This is a genomic window from Pelagerythrobacter aerophilus (assembly GCF_003581645.1).
Classification (GTDB): Bacteria; Pseudomonadota; Alphaproteobacteria; order Sphingomonadales; family Sphingomonadaceae; genus Pelagerythrobacter; species Pelagerythrobacter aerophilus.
On the sequence record NZ_QXFK01000015.1, the window covers coordinates 24,618 to 49,463 of the forward strand.

The window sequence follows — 24,846 nt, forward strand, 5'->3', positions numbered from 1 at the left end:
CGGAGCGTCCTGCGCCAGGAGGACGCAGGGAGGATGAAGGATCAATGCAGAACTCCAGTCAGCAGGCGGGATGCGCACTTTGAGGGATGCCTTCTGGGCGATTGTGGCGCTTTCACTGGCGAGTCAGACCGCACCGACCGCGGTGCTTGCCCAGTCGATGCCTGACGGATCGCAGCCTGCTGCCTGCGTCGGGCTCAATAGAGACAATCCCGTCCCGCTGGATTCTCGTATCGGCAGGCCTGACCCCGCGATCATCGAGATTTTCTCTGGTGCAGGCGCAAGTGCCATTTCTGCGCACGAACTCACACCCCAAGAACTGACCATCGTGAAACGCGCGCTCGCAAGATTGCCGCGTCTGCATCGGGACGTTCTTCAGCATCACCTGAGGCGGCTGAGCTTCCTCGATCTTCAGCCCGGTTCCGGAAGTGCACTCACGAGCAGGGCCGGCCTCGACGAGACGCGTTCGCAGTTCGACATCACCTTGCGAGCGAGCCTGCTGGACGAAAGCCTGACCGCGTTTCTGAACACGAAGGAAGCCCGGCTGTTCGAAGATGACGGGTCGGGGTTCAGTGTCGAGTTCGACGCTGGGCAGAGTGATGCGCTTGCCTACATCCTGTTGCATGAGGCGACGCATATCGTCGATCAGGTGCTTGGCCTCAGCGAAAAAGCCACCGGATCTTTCCGTGCTGACATCTGGAAAGATCTTCGCACTCTGTCCGAGCCGCACGCTTCCAGCCTAGCCGCAAGGACGCCATTTCGAAGGGCGCCGGCCATTCCCCGGCGGTATTCCCCTGCGTTCTACGAGTCGCTTCGCAAGAGCCCGTTCGTTTCCTTCTATGCCAGTGCCGCAGCACCCGAAGATCTGGCGGAGCTCTTCGCCTGGCAGCAGCTCGCCTCGCGCTTCAACCAGTCTCTGACACTCACCGTCCGCGACCGCGAGGGGTTCGCCCTGTATCGCTACGAACCGCTCAAAGCCCCTGAAGTCAGCTTGCGCTTCTCGGAGGTGCAAGCGCTGCTCGATCGCTACGAGCAGCACTGCGGGTCCGTGACGAAACCCTGAGTAGCCGAACGTCGCGGAAACTTCGCCCAGCTCGAGGGCCGAGAACCAGCCCCGGCCCTCTCCGGCGGCGGGACTGAACCACCCTAGAGGGGGGCTGCGGCCTGCGGAACCGGGGGAAGTCCGCATCGCCGCAGACTTCAGATCCCGTGGGTGTCGCGGATAAATTGCGCCGCCCGTTCCCCCACGATCGCGCAAGGTGCCTGGGTGTTTCCCGTAGAAACTCTCGGCAGGATCGACCCGTCGGCCACCCGGAGGCCTTCGACGCCCCGCACCTTGAGCGCCGCATCGACCACCGCCATGTCGTCGCGCCCCATGCGCGCCGTGCCGCTTTGGTGCCAGTAGGTCACCGCGGAATCGCGGATGAAGCGATCATCGACCGGGTTGCCCTCGCCGGGGATTGCCTCCCGCTTGACGAAAGGCCTGAAGGCGGCGGCGGCACCCAGTTCCCGGGTGAGCGCGACGCACACCCGCGCGGCCTCGACGTCCGCCGGATCGGACAACATGTTGGCATCCACAATCGGAGCTGCATGCGGATCGGACGAGGTAAGGCGCACTTCGCCGCGGCTTTGCGGGCGAGCCAGTCCGCCGAACATCGTCCAGCCGTGCTCCGGCACGCCGAGAGCGGCGGTGCGCTCGCTCGGCACCGGGAACTCGACCTGACAGAATAGCAGGTCCGGCGCTTCCAGTTCCGGCCGCGTTTTCCAGTAGAGGGTGGCCTCGCTCCCGCTGTTACGCGGCGCCAGCGGGCGGTGATACTCCCAGGTGCAGCAGAAGGCGACGTGATCCTGGAGGTTCTTCCCGACACCGGGAATGTGCTCGACCAGCGGGATGCCATGGCGGGCAAGCTCTGCGCGATCACCCAGTCCCGAGAGCATGAGCAGCTTGGGCGTGTTGATCGCGCCAGTGGAAACGATCACTTCGTTTCCCGCCATGACCGGGCGAACCTCGCCGTTTCTTTCGATCTCCACCCCGACTGCCCGGCGGCCGTCGAAGAGGACGCGCCGGACGAGCGTGTCGGTCAGGATCGTCAGGTTCGGCCGGTCCGCCAAGGGCCGCAGATAGGCGCGATACAGCGAATTGCGCCGTCCATCGCGCACGAGCAGGTCGGTATAGGCTGCGCCGCCTTCGCCTTCCATCATGCGGCCATTGGGGCTGTCGAAGCGCGGGATGCCAAGCTCCTGCGCCGCGTCCAGCAGGGCGCCCGCAAGCGGACTTGGATTACCGGCAGGCTGGACCCAGACAGGGCCACCGGTGCCGCGATATTGCGGGTCCGGCTTGCCCTGCCAGTTCTCGATGCAACGATAAATCTGGCGCACAGCATCGTGTCCCCAGCCCGGATCGCCGGATGCGGCGGCATAATGGTCCCAGTCGCTGCGATGCCCCTGCGCCCAGACCATCACATTGATGCTGGAGCCACCGCCGAGGCCCTTGCCCATGGACATCGACAGCGCGCGTCCATCCAGATGAGGATTGGGTTCGGCCTGGAAGCCCCAGTCGCGCTCGCTTGCGAGATTGGCAGGCCATTGGGCCGGGTCGAGCACGCTCTCGGACTCGTCGCTTCCGCCTGCTTCGACGAGAAGCACTCGGCAGTCCGGATTTTCGGCGAGGCGGCGGGCGATGACCGATCCCGACGATCCGGCGCCACAGACGATGAAGTCATAGGCCGGTCGAAGGTGAGCGGTCAGGCGCACCTGGTTCTCGCGGGCACGGCGTTCGAAGTCTGCGGTTTCGCTGGTAACATTCCGGTCTGTCATCAGGGGTCCTTGATCTGAGCATTGCTCCGCAAGCGCGCGGCGGCAGCACGCCACCGGCGCTAATCGGAGGTTCGGGTTGTGCTTGAGGCTCGGCTGGTGTTGCCGGCCTGCGGTCCAAGCCTGCCGTGCGGCTTGGTCGTCACGTCCGCGACGGCCATGGGGTCGACGCATGAAGGGGCGGGCTAGCGACCGGCGTTTGCCTGGTTGCCAGCCTCCCTTGTTTCGCTCAGCTACGGAAGAAGGCGAGGAGATCCGGGTTGATGATCTCCGGATGCGTCTGCGCCATGCCGTGCGGCAGGCCATCATACGCCTTCAAGGTTCCGTTCTTGAGCAGTTCGACTGCCTTCGGACCATGGTGGGCAAAGGGGACGATCTGATCGTCCGTGCCGTGCATCACCAGCACGGGAACGTCGATCGCCTTTAGGTCCTCGGTAAAGTCGGTTTCCGAGAATGCTTTGATGCAGTCGTACTGCGCTTTGGCGCCGCCGGCGAGCCCTTGACGCGACCAGTTGTCGATGAGTCCCTGGCTGACCTTCGCCCCGTCGCGATTGAAGCCGAAGAACGGGCCGCTGGCGATCTCGCGATAGAACTCTGCGCGATTGGTGATGAGTTGCGCGCGGAAGCCGTCGAACACCTCGATAGGGACACCGTCTGGGTGCGCGTCCGACTTCACCATCACCGGCGGCACGGCGCCGACGAGCACCGCCTTGGCCACCCGACCCGGCGCGGCGCGAGCGACATAGCGGGCCACCTCGCCGCCACCGGTGGAGTGGCCGACGTGAATGGCGTCTCTGAGGTCGAGCGCGGCCGCCAGTTCGGCGACATCAGCGGCATAGGTATCCATCTCGTTGCCGGTGTCGGTCTGGCTCGAGCGTCCGTGGCCGCGCCGGTCATGGGCGATGACCCGATAGCCCTGGCCTAGGAAATAGAGCATCTGGCTGTCCCAGTCATCGCTCGACAGCGGCCAGCCGTGGTGGAACACGATCGGCTGCGCGTCCTTGCTGCCCCAGTCCTTGTAGAAGATTTCGGTTCCGTCTTTGGTGGTGATCGTCGCCATGATAAGATCTCCTTGCTTTCGAGCGGCAGAAGCGCCGCTACTGAGGGTTTCTAGCCGTCGCTCGGCAGCGGCACGCTTGTTGGAAGTCACACAACGAGGGGCGAAGCCGGCATGCTCCGGCTGTTGCGTTCCGCCCACCTGCTCAGTTCGCGCGTGCGGCCGTCGTCTCACCAGCTTGCTGTCGGGTCTCTCGTGCCGCGCGCTCGATCACCTCGGACACCGCCTGCGCCTGGGTCATGAACAGCGCGTGGCTTCCGGGCACCTCGGTGATGTCGGCGTTCATGCGCCGCGCGATGTGCAGCAGCATGCCTTCACCAAAGGCCTGATCCTCGCGAGCAATCACGGCCCAGCTGGGCTTGCTCCGCCACGCGGCTTCGCTGATCGGAGTGGTGAATACTGCCATGTTGATCGGTACCTGCGAATCCCGCAGGAACGCCGCGTCGCTGTCGCTCGCGTCGGCCGCGAAAGCAGCCTTGAACTTGTCCCGGTTCACGAAGCCGAAGCCATCGCTCTGCGTGTCGATCACGAACTCGGTGGCAGCGGGGAAGCCTTCATACTGCTGGGCAGTCGTCTCACCCGTGTCGGGAGCAAGCGCCGAGACATAGACGAGGCCCGCCACCTTCGGATGGTTTCCGGCTTCGGTGATCACCGTGCCTCCCCAACTGTGTCCGACCAGTATGACGTGCCCGGGCTGACGCTCAATCACGCGCTTGGTGGCGTCGACATCGTCTTCGAGCGAGGTCAACGGGTTCTGCACGATGGCCACGCGATAACCTTTTGCGACGAGCCGATCATAGACGCCGCGCCAGCCCGACCCATCGGCAAAGGCGCCATGAACCAGCACGATGCTGGTTTGTTCTCCAGCCCTGTCGTCCGGCTGCGCATGGGCGGTATTAACAACCGCCAGGGCGGTCGCCGCGCCTAGAGCTATCTGGCGAATTTTACTTGGCATGTCGGGCTCCTTCCTCATGGGAGCGTCGAAATATAAAAGTTCCGGCACTGCTTACTATACGCCTAAACTGTTAGGCTTGATAACGGGATGCGTGAAGTGACCAACTGCGCCCTGACGACTTGAGTTGTTCATCTATGCGGTGCGCAAGGATGGTCTTGCCGCAGCCGACGCCTGCAGCTGACAAGAAATGGCTTCAGTCAAAATTTGTTCGAAAGCAGAATGATAAGGCTAATTTCGATAGTGAACGTACCGCCGCTTTCGGGAAGCTAATTTCGCTGTGCCAAGGGCTGCTTTCTTGGCGAGACAAGCCAGAACTGCTTGAGCTGCAGTGAACGGCGGCTGTCGGCACTTGGGCGCCTGGAATCTGCCCTTCCGGAGACGACGCCATTGTGGTCATCATGTGAAGCTGCGAACGGTGCTTGATGTTTCGTAAACCGATCCTCTCCGCGACAGCTCTAGTATGATATACATCGCACGGCTCATTCTTCTGCTGGCGGTATACACCGGGTCATTTTTGTTGGCGGAGCGGACAGGGTATCTCGTAATTGCGGTTGTCGGAGGAGCTACCGCTGGGGTGCTCGAGGGCCTCATTCAAACTGGCCGAATCTTCGTCACACCCGTGCCGACATCAACACTCGCAAGGGTATTGAGCGCAGTTCCGTTTATCGCTGCCGTGATTGTTGTGGTGGCTAATGGTATTTCTTGGCCCACTGTGATTGCCTATGCGGCACCGTGGTTTTTAGGAACCGCCGCGGTGTTTACATTCGATGCGTATGACGGTGGAGCCTGATGTCGGCTCTCCACCAAATCCCGCGCGCCAGGCTACCCGGCACCATTCTTAGTACCAGCCGTATACCAGCCGTTCGAGCGGTTAGCTCGGGTGGATGAACGTATGGCTGGTTACGGCGGGTGACCTTCGCCTGTGGAACGGCGGCTTATATCGGCGAGAGCCGCCGTCGCTGAGAGGCGGAATGGAAGTCGGGTTTCCGCCTCTCGCCGCCCGTAACCTGCCGATCAGCAACCGGCCCATAGCTGCCGCTAGAACCCACTTGCGCGAAATGACGGGGATGGGGCCGATTGGAGACAAGCCGCTCATAGAAGCCAAACGAAGAGAGCGGACGTCTCCAGCCTATTCAGAGCAGTCTCTTTCCGAGAGATCGAGATTTGATGGTTAGACTGCCATGTCTCCCCCGTTAGCCAACGCATCGCTTAGGATCGCAAATTGTTGGCAGAGCGCCGAGGCACGTTCAATTGGTCACGACGAGCGACTGGACCCATCCTTGCCCACCCCAAACCGCACGGCCGATTGCCGGCGATTGGTCTGGATCCGCCACCACGCAAATCGCCGAGCGCTCCATCTCGCGGTCCGACGCCGGCACCGCCGGGCCGATCGCCATGCCAATCACCGGGTCGGTGTCGTGCTCGTAACGCCATTTCAGAGTTGTGCTGGTGACTGCAACGAAACGGGTTTGGCAATTGGCGCTCAACGCGAGCGTTCGCCGATGGGCCCATCGCGCAGCTGCGAGATTACAGTCGAGAATCGGAACGAGAACCCAGTCTGGCTGGAAATTTTCGATGAGCTGCGCCGCAATCGAGAGCTGCGTATCTTGGCAGATTAGGACGATGACGTGCCCGAACCAATCCATGTCAGCGATACGGACGGTCCTCGCAGCGGCGTTATTCTCCAAGACCGAACTCGAATGACAGCAAAGACCCAGCACCTTGGCTTGGTCGGCCCCGATCGACGCCGGCCAGAGCTTGCGTTGACGGTATGGCTCCTTGCCGATGCTGTTGAAGAGGACTGCCTCATTGAAGCGCTGGCCATCTTCTTCTTCGAGACTGTGTTGTGTGCCAAGCAAGAGAAAGTCTGGGCGCGCCGGGAATCGTCACAAGACCTCGGGTGATCGACCGGCGGTGTACGTCGGACATCACGAGCTCAGACGCAACGGCGATATCATGGCCGACGTTCGCCGCGAGCGCTGCGAGGAAGCGGTCGCCACCGTCGAGGTCCTGGGACGGCTCATAAAAGGCGAAGCGACTGCCGCCGATCTCGACCGGATGAATGTCGAGGTCGGCGGCCTCGAAGACTTCTCGACGGAACGAGCCTTCGCCATCAACATTCAGCTGGTGATCCGTCTGCGCAGGCAGAATCACCAGCGGAAGGTTTCCATTGCCAACCAGCACCTCCTTCGCGCCGTTCGACCCTGACCGGGATTTCCACATCGGCCCGGCGGATCCCAGGGTGGTGATGATAAAATACGGCGACTACCTCGACCCGCTCACTGGACGGGCGAGGGACATCCTCCTGCGAACCGCTGGCCGGCTGCCTGAGGCGACCGCCTTCGCTTACCGCCAGTTGCCATCCGATTCGGGACCGGCCCTGCTCGCCGCCCGCGCCGCGGTGGCGGCTGGGAAGCAGGACGCCTTCTGGAAGATGCACGACGCACTCTTTCGCTCGTCCGAACAAATGGCCGAAGACCGAATTGTCGAGATCGCCGCACAACTCGACTTGGACATTCTGCAGTTCAAGGCGGATCTTGCATCGCCCGAGACCCTGCAGCGGATCGAGGAGGACAGGGCATCGGCCGAAGCTGCCGGTGTCGAGCGCACTCCGGCCTTATTCATCGACGGTCGGCGGTACCAAGGGGTATGGGACGAACTCGCTCTATTGGAAACGATCGAGCGTCCGCTCGGTCTGCGGATCAGGTTCGCCGGACAGGCCTTCGCGGAGTGGGCGGCATCCGCGGGCGTGGTGCTCGTCGCTGCGACGATCCTCGCTTTGGTGGTCGCCAACAGCGGCTGGCGCGAGCCCTATGAACTGCTGCGGGAAACGCCGCTCGGTCTCAGTTTCGGCGACGCGACCTTCGCGCTCCCGCTCCACGCGTGGATCAACGACGGTCTGATGGCGCTGTTCTTCCTGCTGGTCGGCATTGAGATCAAGCGCGAGCTCGTGACCGGCGAGCTCTCCGATTTTCGCCGGGCGAAATTGCCGATCATCGGCGCGATCGGCGGGATGGCGGTGCCCGCGCTGATTTACGCCGCAGTCACGGTGGGAACACCCGAGATCGTCGGCTGGGGCGTGCCGATGGCGACCGATATCGCTTTCACCCTCGGGCTCATGGCGCTCCTCGGCAACCGGGTTCCGAGTTCGCTGGTGATCTTCGTCTCCGCGCTGGCGATCGCCGACGACCTTGGGGCCATCCTCGTAATCGCGTTGTTCTACTCAAGCGGAATCGCTGTGGGACCGCTCCTCGTCGCGGCAGGATTGTTCGGCGCGATGATGCTGCTCAATCGCGGCAGCATCTATACGCGGACGCCGTACCTTTTGTTGGGCGCGGCGCTGTGGGCCTTCGTTCACGAGTCGGGCCTCCACGCGACGCTCGCTGGCGTACTGACTGCGATCGCCATTCCCTCCCGCGCGGCAGCCAATCTCCAAGGCGTCGCGGCGCAGACGACTGCAATATTTCAGTCGCAGCTCCGCCGTGCCGATGCAGTCGTAGAGGAACGCACCGAGATCGAGCCCGGTGCGCTCAAGGCGCTGCAGCGGGCGATTGGGCGGCTGCGCGAGCCGGGCTATCACCTTCAGCATGCGCTGGAGAACTGGTCGAGCTTCCTCGTCCTTCCGCTGTTCGCCTTCTTCAACACCGGCATCGTTATCGCGGGCGCCAGCTTTGCCCCGCTGTCGGGCGCAAACCTCGGGGTGATCCTCGGATTGTTGGTCGGCAAGCCGCTGGGCATCGTCGGGCTATGCTGGCTCGCGGTGCGCTTGCGTCTTGCCGAACTTTCTTCGGAAATCAGCTGGGCGCAGCTTACCGGCGCGGGCATCCTCGCGGGGGTCGGGTTTACGATGTCGATCTTTATTGCGGGCGCAGCTTTCACCGGCCCCGAGTTGCAAACCGTGAAGCTCAGCATCCTGCTGGGTTCGCTGCTGGCGGCGGCTTTCGGCACTCTTATTCTCGCCCGAACATCTTGGACCAACCGACGAGACTGATCGGCGGGTGCCCCTTTGCGGCAGGGATCACCCCGCCAGCGGAATCGGTGAGGGTGGGAGCATCATTCGCCTCCAAATAGCCCGCGGAACCGCCGCGGCTGCGACCTCAGATATTGCGGCGGCGCCTTCACCGTAGCGCCGAGATGTGCAGCAGCGTGCCACGGCCAGCGCGGATCGTAGAGGATCGTGCGGGCAATCGCGATCATGTCGGCGTCGCCCGTGCCGACGATCGCTTCGGCCTGCTCGTACTCGTGGATCAGGCCGACCGCGACGACCGGCATGCCGCACGCCTGTTTGACCACGCGGGCGAGCGGCACTTGGTAGCTCGGGCCCACGGGGATGTCCTGCCGGGGATCGAGCCCGCCGCTCGAGACGTGAATGGCGGCACAGCCACGCGCCTCGAGGGCTCGTGCGAAGGCGATCGTCCCTTCGACATCCCATCCGCCCTCAACCCAATCGGCGCCGGAGACCCGCACCGACACCGGACGATCGGGCGGAAAGGCCGCGCGGACGGCATCGAACACCTCGAGCGGGAAGCGCATGCGGTTTTCGAGGCTGCCGCCGTACTCGTCATCGCGCCGGTTCGACAGCGGCGAGAGGAACTCGTGAAGCAGGTAGCCGTGCGCGCCATGCAGCTGCACCGCGCCGATCCCAAGCCGGGCCGCCCGGCGCGCTGCTTCGGCGAAGGCTTCTCGGATGGAAGCGAGTCCTTCGCGATCGAGCGCCATCGGCGGCACTTCGCCCGCTGCGAAGGGAAGCGCGGAAGGCGCCTCGGTTTGCCAGCCGTTGGCGTGGTCCGGCGGTAGCTGCGCTCCACCTTTCCACGGTACCTCGGTGGAAGCCTTGCGGCCCGCATGCGCAAGCTGGATCGCGATCGGCATGTCCGACCAGCGGCGTACGCTGTCGAGCACCCGCGCAATCGCGCCCTCGGTCGTATCATCCCACAGGCCGGCGTCTCGGTACGTGATGCGCCCCTCCGGCACGACCGCGGTCGCTTCGATGGTCAGCAACCCTGCGCCTGACAGCGCCAGGTGCCCCAAGTGGATCAGGTGCCAATCGGTCATGCACCCGTTCTCGGCCGAATACTGGCACATCGGCGCGATCACGATGCGATTGCGGAGAGTGAGATCGCCGACCGTAATCGGCGTGAACAGGCCAGGTCCGCTCATGCTGGCGTCCGCCCGGCAAAGTGGGCGCTGAGTGAACGCTGCTTGAGCATCACGGATCTCCGGGAGGTCTTGGGGAACGGTAACCAACGCCCGATCTGCTTGGTTCGATCCGCCCACCCGCTTTCGAACCACATGACCCGTGGCCCTTGTGGGTTGGCTGACGGCAACTTCGCCCCGGTCCGGGCGTTGTCAAACCGAACCCAGAACCTTCGTCTTCAGGAAAGCCATACATGACAACTCCCGCCTACGGGGCAAACGCCGCGGATAAGCCGCTCGAGCCCATGCAGATCGAGCGCCGGACACCCGGCCCACAAGACGTGCAGATCGACATCGCTTATTGCGGCGTCTGCCACTCCGACCTGCACCAGGTCCGCTCGGAATGGGGAGGCACGCTTTACCCGTGTGTGCCCGGTCATGAAATCATCGGCCACGTAAGTGCCGTTGGGGGTGAGGTCACCAAGTTTAAGGTCGGGGACATCGTCGGAGTCGGCTGCATGGTGGACAGTTGCCAGCAATGCCCCTCCTGCCGCGATGGCGAGGAGCAATACTGCACCGGAGGTGGTTTCGTCGGCACCTATAACGGTGTGACCGAGGATGCCCCCGGGCATACCCTTGGCGGCTATTCGGAACAGATCGTGGTCAACGAGAACTTCGTCCTCCACATCCGCCATTCGGAAGATCAGCTTTCCGCCGTCGCGCCGCTGCTGTGCGCCGGGATAACCACTTACTCGCCGCTTCGCCACTGGAACGTCGGTCCCGGCAAGAAGGTCGGCGTCGTGGGCATCGGCGGGCTAGGCCACATGGCTATCAAGATCGCCCACGCGATGGGCGCACACGTGGTTGCCTTCACCACGTCCGAGAGCAAGCGTGCCGATGCAACGGCGCTGGGTGCGGGTGAGGTGATCAACTCGCGCAACGCTGAAGAGGTTGAGGGCCACGCGGGCACGTTCGACTTCATCCTCGACACGGTTGCGGCCAGCCATGATCTCGATGCTCTGACCGCCCTTCTGAAGCGCGATGGTACGCTGACGCTGGTTGGCGTGCCCGAGCATCCGCACCCTTCGCCCGACGTAGGCAACTTGATTTTCCGGCGCCGGGCGATCGCAGGATCGCTGATCGGCGGCATCGCCGAGACGCAGGAGATGCTCGATTTCTGCGCCGAACACGGGATTGTCGCAGACATCGAAATGATCCCCATCCAGCAGATCGACGAGGCCTACGACCGGATGCAGCGCAGCGATGTGAAGTACCGCTTCGTGATCGACAACAGCACGCTGGCGTCCTGATTGCACCGCATGGTCTGTAGCTGAGGAGTTCCCCATGAAAGTAATGGCAGTACGATAGCCAGCCGGCCTCGACCGATTGATGATGGAGGATCGTGCGGAACCCGCCGGCCCAGGGCCAGGCGAAATTCGCGTCGCCCTTCACGGCAGCTCGCTGAATTTTCATGACCTAGGGGTTGTCCTTGGCCGCATGCCTGCCGACGATGGGCGGATCCCGCTGGCTGATGGCGCCGGTGTGGTCGAGAGCGTTGGCGCCGGCGTGACTGAATTCGCACCCGGCGACTTGGTCGTGTCGTGCTTCTTCCCGGACTGGCAGGATGGCACGCCCACGATCGGGGACTTCAGCCGCACCCCCGGCGACGGCATCGATGGCTTCGCCCGGGAGTATGTGGTGCTTCCCGCAACCGCCTTCACCCACGCGCCGGAAGGGTATGACGCAGTCGAGGCGGCGACGATCACGACGGCGGGCCTGACGGCATGGCGGGCGCTCGTGGTCGACGGCAAGCTCAAGGCCGGCGATACGGTTCTGCTGCTCGGAACCGGCGGTGTCTCAATCTGGGCGCTCCAGGTCGCGAAGCTTATGGGGGCGACGGTGGCAATCACCTCGTCCTCAAGTGAAAAGCTTGAGCGGGCACGAGATCTCGGCGCCGACTTCGTGGTCAATTATCGCCAGCAGCAGGATTGGGGTCGTGTGGTGCGCGATTGGACCGGGGGGCGCGGCGTGGATCATGTGGTGGAGGTTGGCGGCCCCGGGACGCTCGGGCAATCGATCGAGGCGGTGCGCGTGGGAGGGCATATCTCGCTCATAGGAGTGCTGACCGGTGGTGTTGGTGAGGTGCCGACCGCGGCGCTGATGTCCAAGCAGGCGCGGCTTCAGGGACTAATTGTCGGCAGCCGGCGCGAGCAGCAGGACTTCGTCCGCGCGCTTGGCCGTGGTGGGATCCGGCCGGTCGTTGACCGCCGCTTCGCGCTCGATCAACTCGCCGATGCGTTTCGGTTCGAGATGAGCGCCGAACACTTCGGTAAGATTGGTGTCGAGTGGTAAGAAGCAAGCATTAGTCGTGAGTGCGACCGGTCAGGTGCCGAGCTTATCAGCAGCGATAGATCCTTTCGGATTGCGTGGCGCCGCCACCTGCCGATAACGCGAGCGCGGCTGCTCGGAATGGCTCTCATGGCGGCGGGGCTGTACTTCGCCAGAGCCACGCCTCAGCCGGCAACGTGATCGGTAAGGATTTGGAAACCTCATCTGCTTCACTGAACGGACGGCGGCTTTCACCAAAGCCGCTTCGCAGCTGAACGTCGGCAATGTCGGCGGGAGGTGCCGAAATCGCGAGCGCCGCTCAACGTCAGCTTCATCTCATCCTGGCTTCAGAAGCCACCGCTCTTCTGGCTGGTTGCCGGCGTTTATCCGCCTTTCGGGCGCGGCCATCAGATGATCGGCAGGCACTCCCCCTCGCGCCTTTCTTGTTGGCCCGATAAGCGGCGGCTCCATTAGGGGCCCCCGCAACGGCCAGCTAATCGCCCGCCTCCCCGGAACACAGCAGCTCGCCAGGACCGCTGTGGGGATCACCCGTGAAGGAGCGATGCGGCTCGCGGAGTGCGTGTAGGTGGACGCGCGTAAAACGAGCGGACTTCACGTTCAGGTAACCATGAATTTGGCTGCCATAGCCACGCCGTGGAACAGCAAAAGCCTAGGTTTTCTGCGGGACTCAGGCGAAAAATTTTTGGAACTTCTTTTTTGTTCCAGATTCCGAAACGGAATATCTTTTTTGTCTCCGGAAAAACTCTTTTGTCCTCCTACAGCTTCAGACGAATGGTTTGAACCTCAGCCTAGGCGAAGATCGCCTTATTCGGATCTTCGCCAAGCATTTCGATGCCCGTCGCTGCTCGGTGCACTCGATCGGCGCAGGCAAGTCCGGTGCCCGTCCCTTGCGGCTCCAAATGTTCGATCAGACCGGCGCCGCTATCCGCCCCGTCGTAGCGAAGGTTGGAGAGCTGGCTAAGATGCAGGACGAGGATGCGCGATATGACGCCAATGTCGTGCTCCTCGACGGTTCGGCGACGCCTCGCAAGATGAAGCTACTGGAGTTTGGCGCTGGCGCGACAGCCGGCATCTTCTACCAGCTGGCTAACGGCCATGATGCGTCCATGTTCAAGACCATGGCGGAACAGGACGCGTTGGCGGCGAAAGCGGTCTCAGCTACCCAGGAGGCACTCGCGGATTGGTCGAACGGGAAGAATGAGGAGCGTCGAACAATCGCCTCCATCCGAAGGTCATGGGTGAGGGATGATCGAGCAGAGCAGCTTCATGCCGAGTTCGGTCTTGGCTGGGCGGCCGAATTTGAAAGCCGGGAGATCCAGACCCGGTGGTGTTGCGTGCATGGTGACCTGCACGGGGAGAATATTCTCGTTTCGCCTGAGGGAAAGGTTCTGGTGATCGACTATGGCGATGTCGGCCCAGGCGCCGCTGGCTACGACCCGGTCGCGCTAGAACTGAGTGCAGTGCTACAGGCGAACCCGACGCTGGGACCGGCCTGGCCAACCATCGATGCCTGTCGTCAGTGGCATGATCTGGACGCCTATCTTGTCGGTTGTCCAATGCCGATGTTCATCCGCGCATGCCGAGAATGGTCTCACAATGTCGTCGTTGGGAACCGCGAACTGGCCGCGTGCGCGTACAGCTATTTGCTCCGCCAGCTAAAATATCCGGACACCGACAAGGACAGGATTCTGGCCCTGCTCGATGGGGTCCACGCGTGCTGGGCAGATAGCTGACCGTGATCGACGGGCGTTGCATTATTGCACCGGACAGTTCGAATTGGTCGCTGGGCTGGAGCCATTCGCTCGTCTAAACCTGATGTCCGGCGGCGCGCGACCAGCCGGAATGGGCGGCTCACCGCCTGAGAATGCTGCCGCCACCCGCATCTTGGTTGCCAGCTACGATCTCGAGAGCAAGCTGCTCCCGGCCGTCCGAAAGCGCCTTCGGGCTGACGACTGCGCGCGATCGAGGAGCTGCGCGATCAGTATGGGGGCCAAGGAACGAGCCGGAGCATGGATCTAGGATCCCCGAGGGTCGTGGCCCGAGGCGGCACAAGTCGGGTGCGGCGATGAGGGCTTTTGACAAACGCGATTGGGCTCACGGTCCAGTTGAGACGCGTCAACGATGGCGTGGCTGGAGAGAGCGTCATAGTTGTAGCGATATCGCTTTTTTGGATCAATCGATCTCGACCGGCCCAATGCGCAAGTCGATGTCAGTACCTAAGTCGCTCGTGCGGTAGCCGGGAGTGCTGCCGGGTGTCCGCGTACGCCCGCAAATGCCAAAGTTCACGTTCCGGTAACCGCGCTTCGCGAGCTTCACCTTCACAAGTCTGGGGCGCATCCTCCTGATTCTGAACGAAACTGCCGGATTTCAAAACGGAAGAACTTTTTTGTCTCAAACCCCAGAAATGGAAAAACTTTATTGGAAACGGAAAGACTTTTTTGTCTTCCTACAAGGTATTCTAGGTCCTGAGCCTCACTCGACCGTGACGGACTTTGCGAGATTGCGGGGTTGATCGACGTCGGTGCCCTTCACACAGGCCGTGTGATAGGCGAGCAGTTGTACCGGCACGGCGTAGACCAGCGGCGCGATCAGTGGGTGGACCTTGGGCATCTGGATCGTCGCCAGACATCCCTCGCCGGCTTCCAGCAGCCCTTCGGCGTCGGAGATCAGCACGATCTTGCCGCCTCGCGCGCGGACCTCCTGCATGTTCGACACCGTCTTCTCGAACAAGGGGCCCGAAGGTGCGAGGACGATCACCGGTACCGCTTCGTCGATCAGCGCGATCGGCCCGTGCTTCATCTCGCCCGACGCATAGCCTTCCGCATGGATATAGCTGATTTCCTTCAGCTTCAGCGCCCCTTCGAGAGCGAGCGGATAGTCCGGCCCGCGTCCGAGGTAGAGCACGTCGCGCGCCGGCGCGATCAAGTGCGCCATGCTCGCGATGTCCTCGTCGTGATCGAGCGCGGCGTTGAGCGCAGCCGGCGCTTCCAGCAGGTGCTTCACCACTTCCTGCTCCTCAGCCCGGTCCATGCGGCCTTTCTTCACCGCCAGATGCGCGGCAAGCGCGGCGAGCACCGCGAGCTGGCAAGTGAAGGCCTTGGTGCTGGCGACGCCAATCTCCGGGCCGGCATGGGTCGGGAGCAGCAGGTCAGCCTCGCGTGCCATCGAACTGGTCGGCACGTTGACCACCACGCCGATCGTCTGCCCGGCCGCCTTGCAATGGCGCAGTGCCGCCAGGGTGTCTGCCGTCTCGCCGCTCTGAGAGATGAACAACGCTAGGCCGCCCTCTTCCAGAACCGGATCGCGGTACCTGAACTCGCTCGCCACATCGATGTCCACCGGCACGCGTGCGAAGTGCTCGAACCAGTACTTCGCGACCAGTCCTGCATAGTAGGAGGTCCCGCAGGCGACGATCGTCACCCGTCTGATCGTCGAAAGGTCGAAGTCCATCTGCGGCAGCGCGACGGTGTTGTTCGCCTGATGCACGTAACTGCGCAGGGTCTGCGCAACGACGGTCGGCTGCTCGAATATCTCCTTCTGCATGAAGTGGCGGTAATTGCCCTTCTCCACCGCGGAGGCCGAAGCGCCCGAGGTGGTGATCTCGCGTTCCACCGGGTTGTTCTCGGCATCGAAGATCTGCGCTCCGTCGCGCCGCACGACGACCCAGTCCCCCTCGTCGAGATAGGTGATCTTCTGAGTCAATGGCGCCAGCGCCAGCGCATCGGAGCCAAGATAGGTCTCGCCCTCGCCGTATCCGACGACTAGCGGCGAGCCGAGCCGGGCACCGATCAGCATGTCCGGATGGTCGCGGAAAGCGATCGCGAGCGCGAAGGCCCCGCGCAGCCGTGGCAGCACAGTCTTGACTGCCTCTTCCGGTGAAGCGCCATTCTCGATCTCTTCGGAGATGAGGTGCGCGACCACTTCACTGTCGGTCTGGCTTTCGAGCTTGCGGCCCTTGGCAATCAATTCATCGCGCAGCGGCTTGAAGTTCTCGATGATGCCGTTGTGGACAAGGGCGACATGGCCGGTCGCATGGGGGTGCGCATTGTTGGCCGTCGGTGCGCCATGGGTGGCCCAGCGCGTGTGCGCGATACCGATCGTACCGGGCGCGGAGCCGTGTTCGAGCTCCTTGATCAGGTTGGCGAGCTTGCCCTCCGCACGGCGGCGTACGAGATTGCCGTCGTTCACGGTGCAGACCCCGGCGCTGTCGTAGCCGCGGTATTCCATCCGCCTCAGGCCGTCGACCAGCCGGTCCGCAACCTGATCCCTACCGACGATGCCGATGATTCCGCACATAGAGCCGTATTTCCTTCAGAGTGTGTAAGGTATGCGGATCCCCGGCATCTCAGCCGGGAAATCCCTGGTATTTCGAGTTACGAGAACGCGCCCGCGCACCAGCGCCGTGGCGAGGATAACCGCGTCGGGCAAGCGGATACCTTTGCGTTCGCGGCGCAAAGCCGCCGCCCGATCGGAAATTTCCGAATCGATCTCGTCGATTGCGAAACCGGACAGGAAGCGCTCCATGTCGCGCAACTCGGCGCCCGAACTCTTCGACATGATCTCGATCCAGGCCATCCGACTCAACCAAGCCCGTCCGGTCTGGCTCACCGCCCTGCGCAGTTCCGCCCGCCCCTGCTCGATGCCGAGAAGCACATCGATGACAATACCGGTGTCGAAAGCGAAGCCGCTCATGGTTTTGTGCCGCCTTTGCGGGAAAGGTGCTCGTGAACCTGTCGTTGCCGATCGTCCTCGGCATCGAACAACGCGGGAAACTCGGTCCGCGTCTCGTCGTAGTCATCGTCCCATGGTCGGGCCGAAGAGGCGCGCTCGCGCCGCTGCCATGCCACCGCATCGCCGATATCCGCGCGACCCGCCCAAAGGCCGAATCCGCAGCCTATCCAATCGGCCGAGCTCTCTTCGCGATAGGCGCTCACTGCCTCGCGCAAGACCGCCGCCCGCGACTTCCCCTGCTCTTCCGCTAAACGGTCGAGCCATTTGATGTCGTGTTCGGGTAGGTCAGCGAGGATTCGGGGCACGGTGATATCGCGATATCATATCATGATATCGCGTCAATGGCCTCGGTCATTTTTTCTGCAGGGAATCGATCCACCAAGGCAATGCGGTTTTCTCCGCCGCGGCATTTCGCGCCGGCACCAGGTTCTCTGGCAGCGGCTGCTGCTCGGCGAGTCATGGTTTACTGCGCCTTAAGCATCGAACGTTAACCTGGAAAGACAGGCGTATCGATGCTGGAGAGCTGAATGACCTTCATCAAAAAGGCGGCGGGTGCTGCGTTGACTGCCCGCACTTCGGCAGGAGCGGCAATTGCGCCCGCACAAGCAGCCTTGCCGGTGCTGGCAGCGATGGCCATACTGCTCGCAGCACCGACCTTTGCTCTCACAAGCTGGCTTCTTGCGGCCGACCACCCCGCCATCTTGTTCTACGCATTCCCGGTGATCGCGGCCGAGATTGCCGTGATCATTCTCGCTGTGGCTGCCGGTTTCGACCTGCGCGCAGGATTCTTGCGCCTTCATCCGACAACACGCATCGGCGCAAGTGTCTGGCTTTCCGCAATCCTGTGTGCGAATCTGATTGCGGCACCGATGCGGACTGCAGCCATCCCGTTGCTGTTTACCACTCTCGTCCACGCAGGCTTTGCCCTTGCGCTGTGGAGCCTCCTCACGAGCCGCTGGGCAGCGCATATGAAGCGCTTTCTCTATTGCGCGGCGGCAGGCGTCGGCCTGTTTGGCGCGATCTTTGCCGCGATCATTCTCGCCGAACTGAACAATCCCGCCTTCGATTGGCTGGGTGTGGGCATCGGGATTACCAACATCAGGCAGTTGGGCTTTTACGGAATCACATTGGTCGGCGTTGCGCTGGGCCTCGGCGCACCGACCCGTGGCTGGCATTGGGCGCTGGCCGCCGCGGGCACGGCTTTCGGATTCTGGCTGACGATTTTGAGTGGTAGCAGGGTTGCATTCGTTGCTGCGATCATCGCGGCCACTATCATCTGTGTGTTGAGCGAGAGAAGGCGCTGCATGTCGGTAGCGGTGCTCGTCATCCTCGCACTCGCCACGGCAATTCCTTCCTCATATCTGTTGATTCCCCATGAAAGTTGGGGCTTCGACAGGATCATCGATCGAACCTTCTCCGGGGATGCAAATGACTATGCGTCGGGGCGATTGGTGATCTGGAAGGAAACCTGGGCTGCGATCCTGGACAGTCCGTTCCTGGGGCATGGGGAAGGCCAGTTCCGATCCCAGATCGTGAGCGCCGGCAACGGTTTGAACCATCCGCATAACGCGCTCCTCCAGTTTCTCTATCAATGGGGCTTGATCGGCACTTCCGCACTTGCCTTGATGCTGGCAGCGACGGTTCGAGACCTGCGCCGCGCGGCGCGGAGCGATGTCTGGTTGGCTTCGATCGGAGTGGTCGCCGGATTGCTGGCGATGGCGATGCTCGAGGGCTCGCTCTACCACACCTATCCCGTGATGATCGTCGTTTTGTGCCTGGTGACTCTGAACGCCACTGCAACCTCAACGTCGGCGGAACCGCGAGCGTTTGCCGAACCGCGACAGCACTGGGCTGCGGATCAGCCAGCCTTAGGAAAATAATAAACTTTCCGAATTATTCACCAAGTTCCGGCAGCCCCGTCGCCAAGCAGCGTTGGCGGGTCGAACGGGTGGATCAAGGGGTTTGGGAATGACGGCTTTCGGCAGGAAGAACGGGCCGGGTGGGATGCCCGGGGCACGTCCCTCCTTCGGTGTGGCGCGGCCCATGAAGGGAGGCGAAGGACGCCGTGCGCCGGAGTCCGGCGGCGAGCAATTTCCACCTCTTCCGGGCGATAATGCCGCCGCCCCATCGGAAACCGCTGCGCCGAACAAGTCCGACGCCCTGACGCGCCTGGCGGACCGCGCCAACGCGGTTCACCAACAAACCGAGATCGGCGGCTTCGAGGCGAGCGTCCACAAGATCAAGGAACAGGTCCTCCCCCGCCTGCTCGAGCGCGTGGATCCCGAAGCGGCCGCGACCCTGACGAAGGACGAGTTGAGCGAAGAATTCCGCCCGATCATCATGGAGGTGCTGGCCGAGCTCAAGGTCACGCTCAACCGGCGCGAGCAGTTCGCGCTGGAGAAGGTGCTGATCGACGAACTGCTCGGCTTCGGCCCGCTGGAGGAGTTGCTCAACGACCCTGATGTCTCGGACATAATGGTCAACGGCCCCGACCAGACCTACATCGAAAAGAAGGGCAAGCTGGTCGTCGCGCCGATCAAGTTCCGCGACGAACAGCACTTGTTCCAAATCGCGCAGCGCATAGTGAATCAGGTCGGCCGCCGCGTCGATCAGACGACCCCGCTGGCCGACGCGCGCCTCAAGGACGGCAGCCGCGTCAACGTGATCGTGCCGCCGCTCTCGCTGCGTGGCACTGCGATCTCGATCCGCAAATTCTCCGAGAAGCCGATCACCATCGACATGCTGCGCGACTTCGGGTCGATGAGCGACAAGATGGCAACGGCGCTCAAGATTGCGGGCGCCTGCAGAATGAACATCGTCATCTCCGGCGGCACCGGCTCGGGCAAGACGACGATGCTGAACGCCCTGTCGAAGATGATCGACCCGGGTGAACGCGTGCTGACGATCGAGGACGCTGCCGAGCTTCGCCTGCAGCAGCCGCACTGGCTGCCGCTCGAAACCCGTCCGCCGAACCTCGAGGGGCAGGGCGCGATCACCATCGGCGATCTGGTCAAGAACGCTCTGCGTATGCGCCCGGACCGCATCATCCTGGGCGAAATCCGCGGCGCGGAGTGCTTCGACCTGCTTGCGGCGATGAACACGGGCCACGACGGATCGATGTGCACCCTGCACGCCAACAGCCCGCGCGAATGCCTCGGCCGTATGGAAAACATGATTCTGATGGGCGACATCAAGATCCCGAAGGAGGCGATCAGCCGCCAGATCGCGGAATCGGTCGATCTTATCGTGCAGGTGAAGCGCCTGCGCGACGGTTCGCGCCGCACGACCAACGTCACCGAGGTTATCGGGATGGAAGGCGACGTGATCGTCACCCAGGAACTCTTCAAGTTCGAGTACCTGGACGAGAGCGAAGATGGCAAGATCCTGGGAGAGTTCCGCAGTTCGGGCCTGCGTCCCTACACGCTGGAGAAGGCACGCCAGTTCGGGTTCGATCAGGCCTACCTCGAAGCCTGTCTCTAGGCACTAGCTGGCGAACAGCCCTTTCACCGCCAGCACGATCAGACCGCCGCCGACCAGCGTGGAGGTCAGGAAGATGGCGCGCCACGGGACCCAGCCTACGCTGTCTATCCGGCTGCGCCGGTTTCGCCGGATTTCCGCGAGCGTCGCGACAAGTGCGATACCGATGCAGCCGAGACCCCAGAGACCGATGATTTCCGCCTCGCTGGCGAACGTCAGAAAGTGGCCGATGCTCATCGCGGCGCGATATGGGCGGTGCTCCGACGCTCGGCAAGCGGAGGGCTGCCGGAACCCCGGCCGCGACATGGCGTTTTTTCTCCATCTGCTCTCAGCGAGCACTGAAGGAGTACCATGCCATGATCCGCAAGATTCTACTCGCCGCGGGGATTGCCGCGTTCTCTCTCGCCGCCACGGCCTGCAACACGGTCAAGGGCGTAGGCGAAGACATCGAGTCCGTCGGTGAAGCCGGCGACGAGGTCGTCTGATCTGACGCGATAGACAGCCCGGCTCTGGGCCACAGGCGCCCGTCGGAGCGATCCGGCGGGCGTATTTGTAGCTAGCTGCGGCGGCGATAGACCAGAATGAGGTTGTTGGCCGGCATCGCGTACCGAGCGGATCGGATGAAACCCTCGTCCCGCGCCTGCGCGTCCACTGCCGCACGGTCGCGTAGTCCCCATGCGGGATTGCGAGAGCGAAGGTTAGCATCGAACGCCAGGTTCGATTCTACCGTCTCGACTTCGGGTTCCGTGAAGGGGCCGTAGACGATCAGCGGCGCATCCTTTGGCAGGATCGCCGCCGCGCCTGCGAATAAGCCTTCGGTGGCCGCCCACGGGCTGATGTGGATCATGTTGATGCACACGACAGCGTCTGCCTGCGCGGCCGGCCACGGTAGCGAGGATGCGTCCAGTTCGATGGGCGGCAGCAGGTTCCCAGTGCCCTCCTCTTCCCGCCACACCGCAATCGAAGCGAGTGCGTCGAACTCACGATCGCTCGGTTGCCATACCAGATGCGGAAATCGGCGCGCGAAGAACAGCGCGTGCTCACCCGAACCGCTGGCGATCTCGAGCACGGTCCCGTGCGCCGGCAGCTCGCCGTCGAGCACGGCCGCGATCGGCCCGCTGTTGCGCCCGGTGGCGGGTGCGTGGCGCTTCATTCCCACCTGCCCGAAGCACGCGCGCGGCGTTCCCTTATGGCGAGCCAAATCAGAAGACCGATCGGCCCGACCAGAAAGGTCGCGAGCAGGATAGGCGCCTGCGCGATCCGGGAGAAACCTTTCGCATCGGCGTCGCGCGCGATCCATAGGCCGACGAACAGGTCGAAGGCGAGATAGTGCGTCCAGCCGAGCACGATCGCACCGTCGGAGCGGAACAGCGCCTTGATGCCCGCAAGCGAAATTTCCGTAAGATCAGGCGATGTCGCCCCTACGTCGCGCAGCGGATCGACCGTGCCCGTCACCAGCAGGACGAGCAAGACCGCATAAATCAGGCATAGCAGAGCAATACCGAGGTAGAGCACGCTGGCCATGGCGAACGGGCGACGCGGGAGGAACAGTAGAATAGCCCACGCGGCGAGCGCTACGAGATTGGTCGCACCGAAGATCGCTGGCCACATCGCACATCCCCCCTTTCTGCGTCAGGCATCGACGGGCTGCGGGAACTCGCGCGCGGCCCGGCGAATACCGTCATTATCGTGGATGAAGCGGCCAGCCGCCTTGCGCATCGTCAGCCCCAGCGCTGCCTCCGCGACGGTTTGCACCGGGATCGAGCGGAACTGCCGCATTCCGCCGCGAAGGAAGAAGTCAGTCAGCGGGCTCATGGCAATGCCGATCCGCTCGCCCGGGCGGCGCTCACCACCGCGAGCTCCTCGCAGCAGGCCGGGGCGCAGGATGTCGAGGCGCTTCAGCCCCACTTTGGCAAGATCGCGCTCCATCTCGGCTTTCACGCGCAGGTAGAACGTCTTGGACGCGAGCGAGGCGCCGGCCGAGCTGACCACGACCATCCGCTCGATACCGTGCTCCTTCGCCGCGCGCGCCGTCTCGAGCACGAGATCGTGATCGACCGCGCGAAAGGCTGTCTCGTCCTCCCCCGCCTGACGCCAGGTCGTGCCCAGCGCACAGATCAGCGCCTTGGGCCGCACAGCCTCGAACACCTCGCCCCAGTGCGCTGGATCGGCGACGAACATCTCCATTCGCACACCTTGCGGCAGCGGAACCTCGCGCCGTGAGAGCCCCACGAGACGGAAGTCCTCGCGCCCGATCGAGAGGTTGATGATCGTATTGCCGATCAAGCCCGTCGAGCCGACCAGCCCGATGCGCAGCAACTCAGACATTGCTCAGACCTTCGGGTCTGCGGCCGAATATCCGTGCGTACTGATCGATCGCGAAGCGGTCCGTCATGCCCGCGATAAAATCGCCGATATGCCTTGCCCGCGCTGGTTGCTCCGCAGGCAAGGCGGCACGCCAGGGAGCGGGCAGTGCTGCAGGGTCGGCGGCGTAGGCGGTATAGAGCCGCGCGACGACGTCCCGCGCGCGCTCGGCGGTCGCGAGCTGTTCGGGGTGGAAATAGAGCCGCTCGTACATGAAGCGTTTCAGCCGCCGCTCCCGCGCTTCCATCGCGGGTGAGAATGTAGCAAGAGCGCGTCCGGCGGCGCGCACGTCGTCGATCGTCGCCACGTCTCGCGTGGCGCGCTGCGTCTGCGCGATAACGTCATTCACCATCAAGCCGATCTGCACCCTCACCAGTTCGCGCAACTGGCGCTCGCGCGGGGCGTTGGGGAAGCGCTTTTCGACCTCGCGCCACTGGTCTGCGACGAAATCGAGCGAGAGCAGGTCGTCAAGGGCGAGAAAGCCGGCTCGCAGCCCGTCGTCTATGTCATGGTTGTCGTAGGCGATGTCGTCCGCCACTGCGGCGACCTGCGCCTCGAGCGAGGGATAGCGGCTGAGATCGAGCGGGAATGCGGCATTCAGTTCGGTCAGCGCCCAGCCCGGCTCCGCAACGGGGCCGTTGTGCTTTGCCAGACCTTCCAGGAGTTCCCATGTGAGATTCAGACCGTCGTGTTCGCAATAGGGGCTTTCGAGCCGCATCAGCACACGCAGGGCCTGCGCATTGTGGTCGAACCCGCCCTCGCCTTCCGTCGCCTGCCGCAGCGCATCTTCTCCGGCATGACCGAACGGCGGATGTCCGATATCGTGCGCCAGGCACAGCGCCTCGGTCAGGTCTTCGTCGAGCCCCAGGGCACGCGCAATCACCCGTCCGATCTGCGCGACTTCGAGGCTATGCGTCAGCCGCGTACGATAATGATCGCCATCGGGTGCGATGAAGACTTGCGTCTTGGAGCGAAGACGGCGGAAGGCGATTGAATGGATGATCCGGTCGCGGTCGCGCTGGAATTCGCTGCGCGGACCGCGCACCCCGGAGCGATCCTCGGGAAATTCACGGCCGCGCGAGGCGGCAGGGTCGGCAGCAAACGGCGCGCGGGTCATGCGGCGCCGCCTAGGTCAGCCAAGCACGGGCGGCAACGGGAACAATCGAGCAACGCCGTCCGATCAGCTTTCCTCCATGATCCAGTCGACCGCGGCCTCGCAGTGAATACGTGAGGAATCGAATATCGGCAGCACGTTGGCATCGACATCGACGATCATCTCGAGCTCGGTGCAGGCAAGTACGATCGCCTCGGCGCCGTCCTGCTCCTTGCGGGTGATCATGGTCTTGAGCGCACGCTGCGCATTGCGGGAGGCCTTGCCCAGCATCAATTCGTCGTAAATGATGCGGTCGAGCTGCTCGACGTTATCCATGTCGGGCGCCAGCAGGTCGATCCCATGGGCGACGAGCCGCTGACGATAGAAGTTCTCGGTCATCACGTTGCGCGTACCGAAAAGCGCGGCATTCCCGACGCCATCCTCCTTCATCCGCTTGCCGACACACTCGGCGATATGGATGATCGGAATCGCGACCTGTGCTGCCACTTCGTCATAGATCTTGTGCATGGAATTGGCCGCGATCACGATGGCTGTCGCGCCCGCCCCTTCAAGCTGACGCGCGGACTCTCCGAGGACCTGTGCGGCCCGCTCCCAATCCTCTCGCTCGTGCAGGCCATGGAGCCGCCTGAAATCGAGGCTGTCGATTATCAATGGTGCGCTTGCCATCGGCTCCGCGCGACGCTGCACCAGACGGTTGATCCAGTCGTAGTAAATGCGGGTCGAAACCCAGCTCATGCCGCCGATCAGCCCCAATTTTCGCAAACGTCGATCCTTCCTGAAACGAAATCGTTCGCGCGGCCTTAGCGAAGTCCGATGTCAGCCGTCCACAGGCCGCGTGCACGGTTGAACGCT

General features: G+C 63.1%; 24 protein-coding genes. 10 read left to right on the forward strand and 14 right to left on the reverse strand.

The window, feature by feature from the left end; genetic code table 11:
• The first annotated feature begins 79 nt into the window (after nucleotides 1–79).
• The gene (locus D2V04_RS07365) at nucleotides 80–1,060 is read left to right on the forward strand and encodes a hypothetical protein (RefSeq protein WP_147391791.1); all 981 of its coding nucleotides are present in this window, start codon (nucleotides 80–82) and stop codon (nucleotides 1,058–1,060) included.
• Nucleotides 1,061–1,197: 137 nt separating this feature from the next.
• Here the strand turns inward: D2V04_RS07365 and D2V04_RS07370 are convergent, their stop codons facing one another.
• The 3 genes from D2V04_RS07370 to D2V04_RS07380 all read right to left on the reverse strand — a co-directional run bounded on the left by D2V04_RS07370 (nucleotide 1,198) and on the right by D2V04_RS07380 (nucleotide 4,841).
• Nucleotides 1,198–2,814: a GMC family oxidoreductase gene (locus D2V04_RS07370; RefSeq protein WP_119512667.1), complete on the reverse strand. Its 1,617-nt coding sequence runs from the start codon at nucleotides 2,812–2,814 to the stop codon at nucleotides 1,198–1,200.
• Between the two features lie 226 nt (nucleotides 2,815–3,040).
• The gene (locus D2V04_RS07375; RefSeq protein ID WP_119512668.1) at nucleotides 3,041–3,871 is read right to left on the reverse strand and encodes an alpha/beta fold hydrolase; all 831 of its coding nucleotides are present in this window, start codon (nucleotides 3,869–3,871) and stop codon (nucleotides 3,041–3,043) included.
• 142 nt (nucleotides 3,872–4,013) lie between these two features.
• The gene (locus D2V04_RS07380; protein WP_228766315.1) at nucleotides 4,014–4,841 is read right to left on the reverse strand and encodes an alpha/beta fold hydrolase; all 828 of its coding nucleotides are present in this window, start codon (nucleotides 4,839–4,841) and stop codon (nucleotides 4,014–4,016) included.
• Between the two features lie 442 nt (nucleotides 4,842–5,283).
• On the opposite strand from D2V04_RS07380, the gene D2V04_RS17760 reads away from it, so the two are divergent.
• Nucleotides 5,284–5,613 (forward strand): hypothetical protein, encoded by a 330-nt coding sequence (locus D2V04_RS17760; RefSeq protein WP_147391792.1) that lies wholly within the window; start codon nucleotides 5,284–5,286, stop codon nucleotides 5,611–5,613.
• Between the two features lie 457 nt (nucleotides 5,614–6,070).
• Here the strand turns inward: D2V04_RS17760 and D2V04_RS07385 are convergent, their stop codons facing one another.
• Nucleotides 6,071–6,682: a hypothetical protein gene (locus D2V04_RS07385; RefSeq protein WP_119512669.1), complete on the reverse strand. Its 612-nt coding sequence runs from the start codon at nucleotides 6,680–6,682 to the stop codon at nucleotides 6,071–6,073.
• Between the two features lie 97 nt (nucleotides 6,683–6,779).
• Between D2V04_RS07385 and D2V04_RS07390 the strand changes: the two genes are divergently transcribed.
• Both D2V04_RS07390 and nhaA read left to right on the forward strand, forming a co-directional pair.
• Nucleotides 6,780–7,031, forward strand: coding sequence for a hypothetical protein (locus D2V04_RS07390; protein WP_147391793.1), 252 nt, complete (start codon nucleotides 6,780–6,782; stop codon nucleotides 7,029–7,031).
• The gene (nhaA, locus tag D2V04_RS07395) at nucleotides 6,994–8,814 is read left to right on the forward strand and encodes a Na+/H+ antiporter NhaA (protein WP_147391794.1); all 1,821 of its coding nucleotides are present in this window, start codon (nucleotides 6,994–6,996) and stop codon (nucleotides 8,812–8,814) included. Before D2V04_RS07390 ends, nhaA begins: the two co-directional genes overlap by 38 nt.
• A gap of 62 nt (nucleotides 8,815–8,876) precedes the next feature.
• Here nhaA and D2V04_RS07400 read toward each other — a convergent pair whose 3' ends face one another.
• Nucleotides 8,877–9,983: an NADH:flavin oxidoreductase/NADH oxidase gene (locus D2V04_RS07400; protein ID WP_119512672.1), complete on the reverse strand. Its 1,107-nt coding sequence runs from the start codon at nucleotides 9,981–9,983 to the stop codon at nucleotides 8,877–8,879.
• A gap of 230 nt (nucleotides 9,984–10,213) precedes the next feature.
• Between D2V04_RS07400 and D2V04_RS07405 the strand changes: the two genes are divergently transcribed.
• From D2V04_RS07405 to D2V04_RS07415, 3 genes are all read left to right on the forward strand, one after another.
• Nucleotides 10,214–11,269, forward strand: a complete 1,056-nt coding sequence (locus D2V04_RS07405) for an NAD(P)-dependent alcohol dehydrogenase (RefSeq protein WP_119512673.1) — start codon at nucleotides 10,214–10,216, stop codon at nucleotides 11,267–11,269.
• Between the two features lie 79 nt (nucleotides 11,270–11,348).
• Entirely contained in the window at nucleotides 11,349–12,311 is a 963-nt protein-coding gene (locus D2V04_RS07410; RefSeq protein WP_119512674.1) for a zinc-dependent alcohol dehydrogenase family protein, read from the forward strand.
• A 773-nt stretch (nucleotides 12,312–13,084) separates the two neighbouring features.
• Nucleotides 13,085–14,041, forward strand: coding sequence for a phosphotransferase (locus D2V04_RS07415; RefSeq protein WP_119512675.1), 957 nt, complete (start codon nucleotides 13,085–13,087; stop codon nucleotides 14,039–14,041).
• Nucleotides 14,042–14,780: 739 nt separating this feature from the next.
• Here the strand turns inward: D2V04_RS07415 and glmS are convergent.
• From glmS to D2V04_RS07430, 3 genes are read right to left on the reverse strand one after another with little or no spacing between them, the layout of a single operon-like run.
• On the reverse strand, nucleotides 14,781–16,604 hold the full coding sequence (glmS, locus tag D2V04_RS07420) for a glutamine--fructose-6-phosphate transaminase (isomerizing) (RefSeq protein WP_119512676.1): 1,824 nt from the start codon (nucleotides 16,602–16,604) through the stop codon (nucleotides 14,781–14,783).
• A 15-nt stretch (nucleotides 16,605–16,619) separates the two neighbouring features.
• The gene (locus D2V04_RS07425; RefSeq protein ID WP_119512677.1) at nucleotides 16,620–17,000 is read right to left on the reverse strand and encodes a PIN domain-containing protein; all 381 of its coding nucleotides are present in this window, start codon (nucleotides 16,998–17,000) and stop codon (nucleotides 16,620–16,622) included.
• Nucleotides 16,997–17,344 (reverse strand): ribbon-helix-helix domain-containing protein, encoded by a 348-nt coding sequence (locus D2V04_RS07430; protein ID WP_119512678.1) that lies wholly within the window; start codon nucleotides 17,342–17,344, stop codon nucleotides 16,997–16,999. Before D2V04_RS07430 ends, D2V04_RS07425 begins: the two co-directional genes overlap by 4 nt.
• Before the next feature lie 222 nt (nucleotides 17,345–17,566).
• On the opposite strand from D2V04_RS07430, the gene D2V04_RS07435 reads away from it, so the two are divergent.
• Together D2V04_RS07435 and D2V04_RS07440 are read left to right on the forward strand one after the other, a co-directional pair.
• Nucleotides 17,567–18,919 carry an O-antigen ligase family protein gene (locus D2V04_RS07435; RefSeq protein ID WP_119512679.1) on the forward strand — a complete coding sequence of 451 codons (1,353 nt, stop codon included), beginning with the start codon at nucleotides 17,567–17,569 and terminating at the stop codon, nucleotides 18,917–18,919.
• 88 nt (nucleotides 18,920–19,007) lie between these two features.
• The gene (locus tag D2V04_RS07440) at nucleotides 19,008–20,519 is read left to right on the forward strand and encodes a CpaF family protein (RefSeq protein WP_182849700.1); all 1,512 of its coding nucleotides are present in this window, start codon (nucleotides 19,008–19,010) and stop codon (nucleotides 20,517–20,519) included.
• Nucleotides 20,520–20,522: 3 nt separating this feature from the next.
• Here the strand turns inward: D2V04_RS07440 and D2V04_RS07445 are convergent, their stop codons facing one another.
• Nucleotides 20,523–20,753: a hypothetical protein gene (locus D2V04_RS07445; RefSeq protein ID WP_119512681.1), complete on the reverse strand. Its 231-nt coding sequence runs from the start codon at nucleotides 20,751–20,753 to the stop codon at nucleotides 20,523–20,525.
• Nucleotides 20,754–20,872: 119 nt separating this feature from the next.
• On the opposite strand from D2V04_RS07445, the gene D2V04_RS07450 reads away from it, so the two are divergent.
• Nucleotides 20,873–21,001, forward strand: coding sequence for an entericidin A/B family lipoprotein (locus D2V04_RS07450; RefSeq protein WP_119512682.1), 129 nt, complete (start codon nucleotides 20,873–20,875; stop codon nucleotides 20,999–21,001).
• A gap of 71 nt (nucleotides 21,002–21,072) precedes the next feature.
• On the opposite strand, the gene D2V04_RS07455 is transcribed toward D2V04_RS07450, so the two are convergent.
• From D2V04_RS07455 to D2V04_RS07475, 5 genes are all read right to left on the reverse strand, one after another.
• A complete protein-coding gene (locus tag D2V04_RS07455) occupies nucleotides 21,073–21,669 on the reverse strand; it encodes a DUF938 domain-containing protein (protein ID WP_119512683.1) in 597 nt (198 codons plus the stop codon).
• On the reverse strand, nucleotides 21,666–22,127 hold the full coding sequence (locus D2V04_RS07460) for an ABA4-like family protein (RefSeq protein ID WP_119512684.1): 462 nt from the start codon (nucleotides 22,125–22,127) through the stop codon (nucleotides 21,666–21,668). Before D2V04_RS07460 ends, D2V04_RS07455 begins: the two co-directional genes overlap by 4 nt.
• A gap of 21 nt (nucleotides 22,128–22,148) precedes the next feature.
• On the reverse strand, nucleotides 22,149–22,844 hold the full coding sequence (locus D2V04_RS07465) for an NAD(P)H-binding protein (RefSeq protein ID WP_119512685.1): 696 nt from the start codon (nucleotides 22,842–22,844) through the stop codon (nucleotides 22,149–22,151).
• Nucleotides 22,837–23,997, reverse strand: a complete 1,161-nt coding sequence (locus D2V04_RS07470) for a deoxyguanosinetriphosphate triphosphohydrolase (protein WP_119512686.1) — start codon at nucleotides 23,995–23,997, stop codon at nucleotides 22,837–22,839. Before D2V04_RS07470 ends, D2V04_RS07465 begins: the two co-directional genes overlap by 8 nt.
• A gap of 63 nt (nucleotides 23,998–24,060) precedes the next feature.
• On the reverse strand, nucleotides 24,061–24,756 hold the full coding sequence (locus D2V04_RS07475; protein WP_119512687.1) for an aspartate/glutamate racemase family protein: 696 nt from the start codon (nucleotides 24,754–24,756) through the stop codon (nucleotides 24,061–24,063).
• Nucleotides 24,757–24,846 lie beyond the last annotated feature (90 nt).

What these genes read in the sequence shown, in the direction of transcription:
- D2V04_RS07370 (WP_119512667.1), bottom strand. Translation starts at nt 2,814, where the DNA reads ATGACAGACCGGAATGTTACCAGCGAAACCGCAGACTTCGAACGCCGT.
- D2V04_RS07375 (WP_119512668.1), bottom strand. Translation starts at nt 3,871, where the DNA reads ATGGCGACGATCACCACCAAAGACGGAACCGAAATCTTCTACAAGGAC.
- D2V04_RS07380 (WP_228766315.1), bottom strand. Translation starts at nt 4,841, where the DNA reads ATGAGGAAGGAGCCCGACATGCCAAGTAAAATTCGCCAGATAGCTCTA.
- D2V04_RS17760 (WP_147391792.1), top strand. Translation starts at nt 5,284, where the DNA reads ATGATATACATCGCACGGCTCATTCTTCTGCTGGCGGTATACACCGGG.
- D2V04_RS07390 (WP_147391793.1), top strand. Translation starts at nt 6,780, where the DNA reads ATGGCCGACGTTCGCCGCGAGCGCTGCGAGGAAGCGGTCGCCACCGTC.
- D2V04_RS07400 (WP_119512672.1), bottom strand. Translation starts at nt 9,983, where the DNA reads ATGAGCGGACCTGGCCTGTTCACGCCGATTACGGTCGGCGATCTCACT.
- D2V04_RS07405 (WP_119512673.1), top strand. Translation starts at nt 10,214, where the DNA reads ATGACAACTCCCGCCTACGGGGCAAACGCCGCGGATAAGCCGCTCGAG.
- D2V04_RS07410 (WP_119512674.1), top strand. Translation starts at nt 11,349, where the DNA reads ATGATGGAGGATCGTGCGGAACCCGCCGGCCCAGGGCCAGGCGAAATT.
- glmS (WP_119512676.1), bottom strand. Translation starts at nt 16,604, where the DNA reads ATGTGCGGAATCATCGGCATCGTCGGTAGGGATCAGGTTGCGGACCGG.
- D2V04_RS07425 (WP_119512677.1), bottom strand. Translation starts at nt 17,000, where the DNA reads ATGAGCGGCTTCGCTTTCGACACCGGTATTGTCATCGATGTGCTTCTC.
- D2V04_RS07435 (WP_119512679.1), top strand. Translation starts at nt 17,567, where the DNA reads ATGACCTTCATCAAAAAGGCGGCGGGTGCTGCGTTGACTGCCCGCACT.
- D2V04_RS07440 (WP_182849700.1), top strand. Translation starts at nt 19,008, where the DNA reads ATGACGGCTTTCGGCAGGAAGAACGGGCCGGGTGGGATGCCCGGGGCA.
- D2V04_RS07445 (WP_119512681.1), bottom strand. Translation starts at nt 20,753, where the DNA reads ATGAGCATCGGCCACTTTCTGACGTTCGCCAGCGAGGCGGAAATCATC.
- D2V04_RS07450 (WP_119512682.1), top strand. Translation starts at nt 20,873, where the DNA reads ATGATCCGCAAGATTCTACTCGCCGCGGGGATTGCCGCGTTCTCTCTC.
- D2V04_RS07455 (WP_119512683.1), bottom strand. Translation starts at nt 21,669, where the DNA reads ATGAAGCGCCACGCACCCGCCACCGGGCGCAACAGCGGGCCGATCGCG.
- D2V04_RS07460 (WP_119512684.1), bottom strand. Translation starts at nt 22,127, where the DNA reads ATGTGGCCAGCGATCTTCGGTGCGACCAATCTCGTAGCGCTCGCCGCG.
- D2V04_RS07465 (WP_119512685.1), bottom strand. Translation starts at nt 22,844, where the DNA reads ATGTCTGAGTTGCTGCGCATCGGGCTGGTCGGCTCGACGGGCTTGATC.
- D2V04_RS07470 (WP_119512686.1), bottom strand. Translation starts at nt 23,997, where the DNA reads ATGACCCGCGCGCCGTTTGCTGCCGACCCTGCCGCCTCGCGCGGCCGT.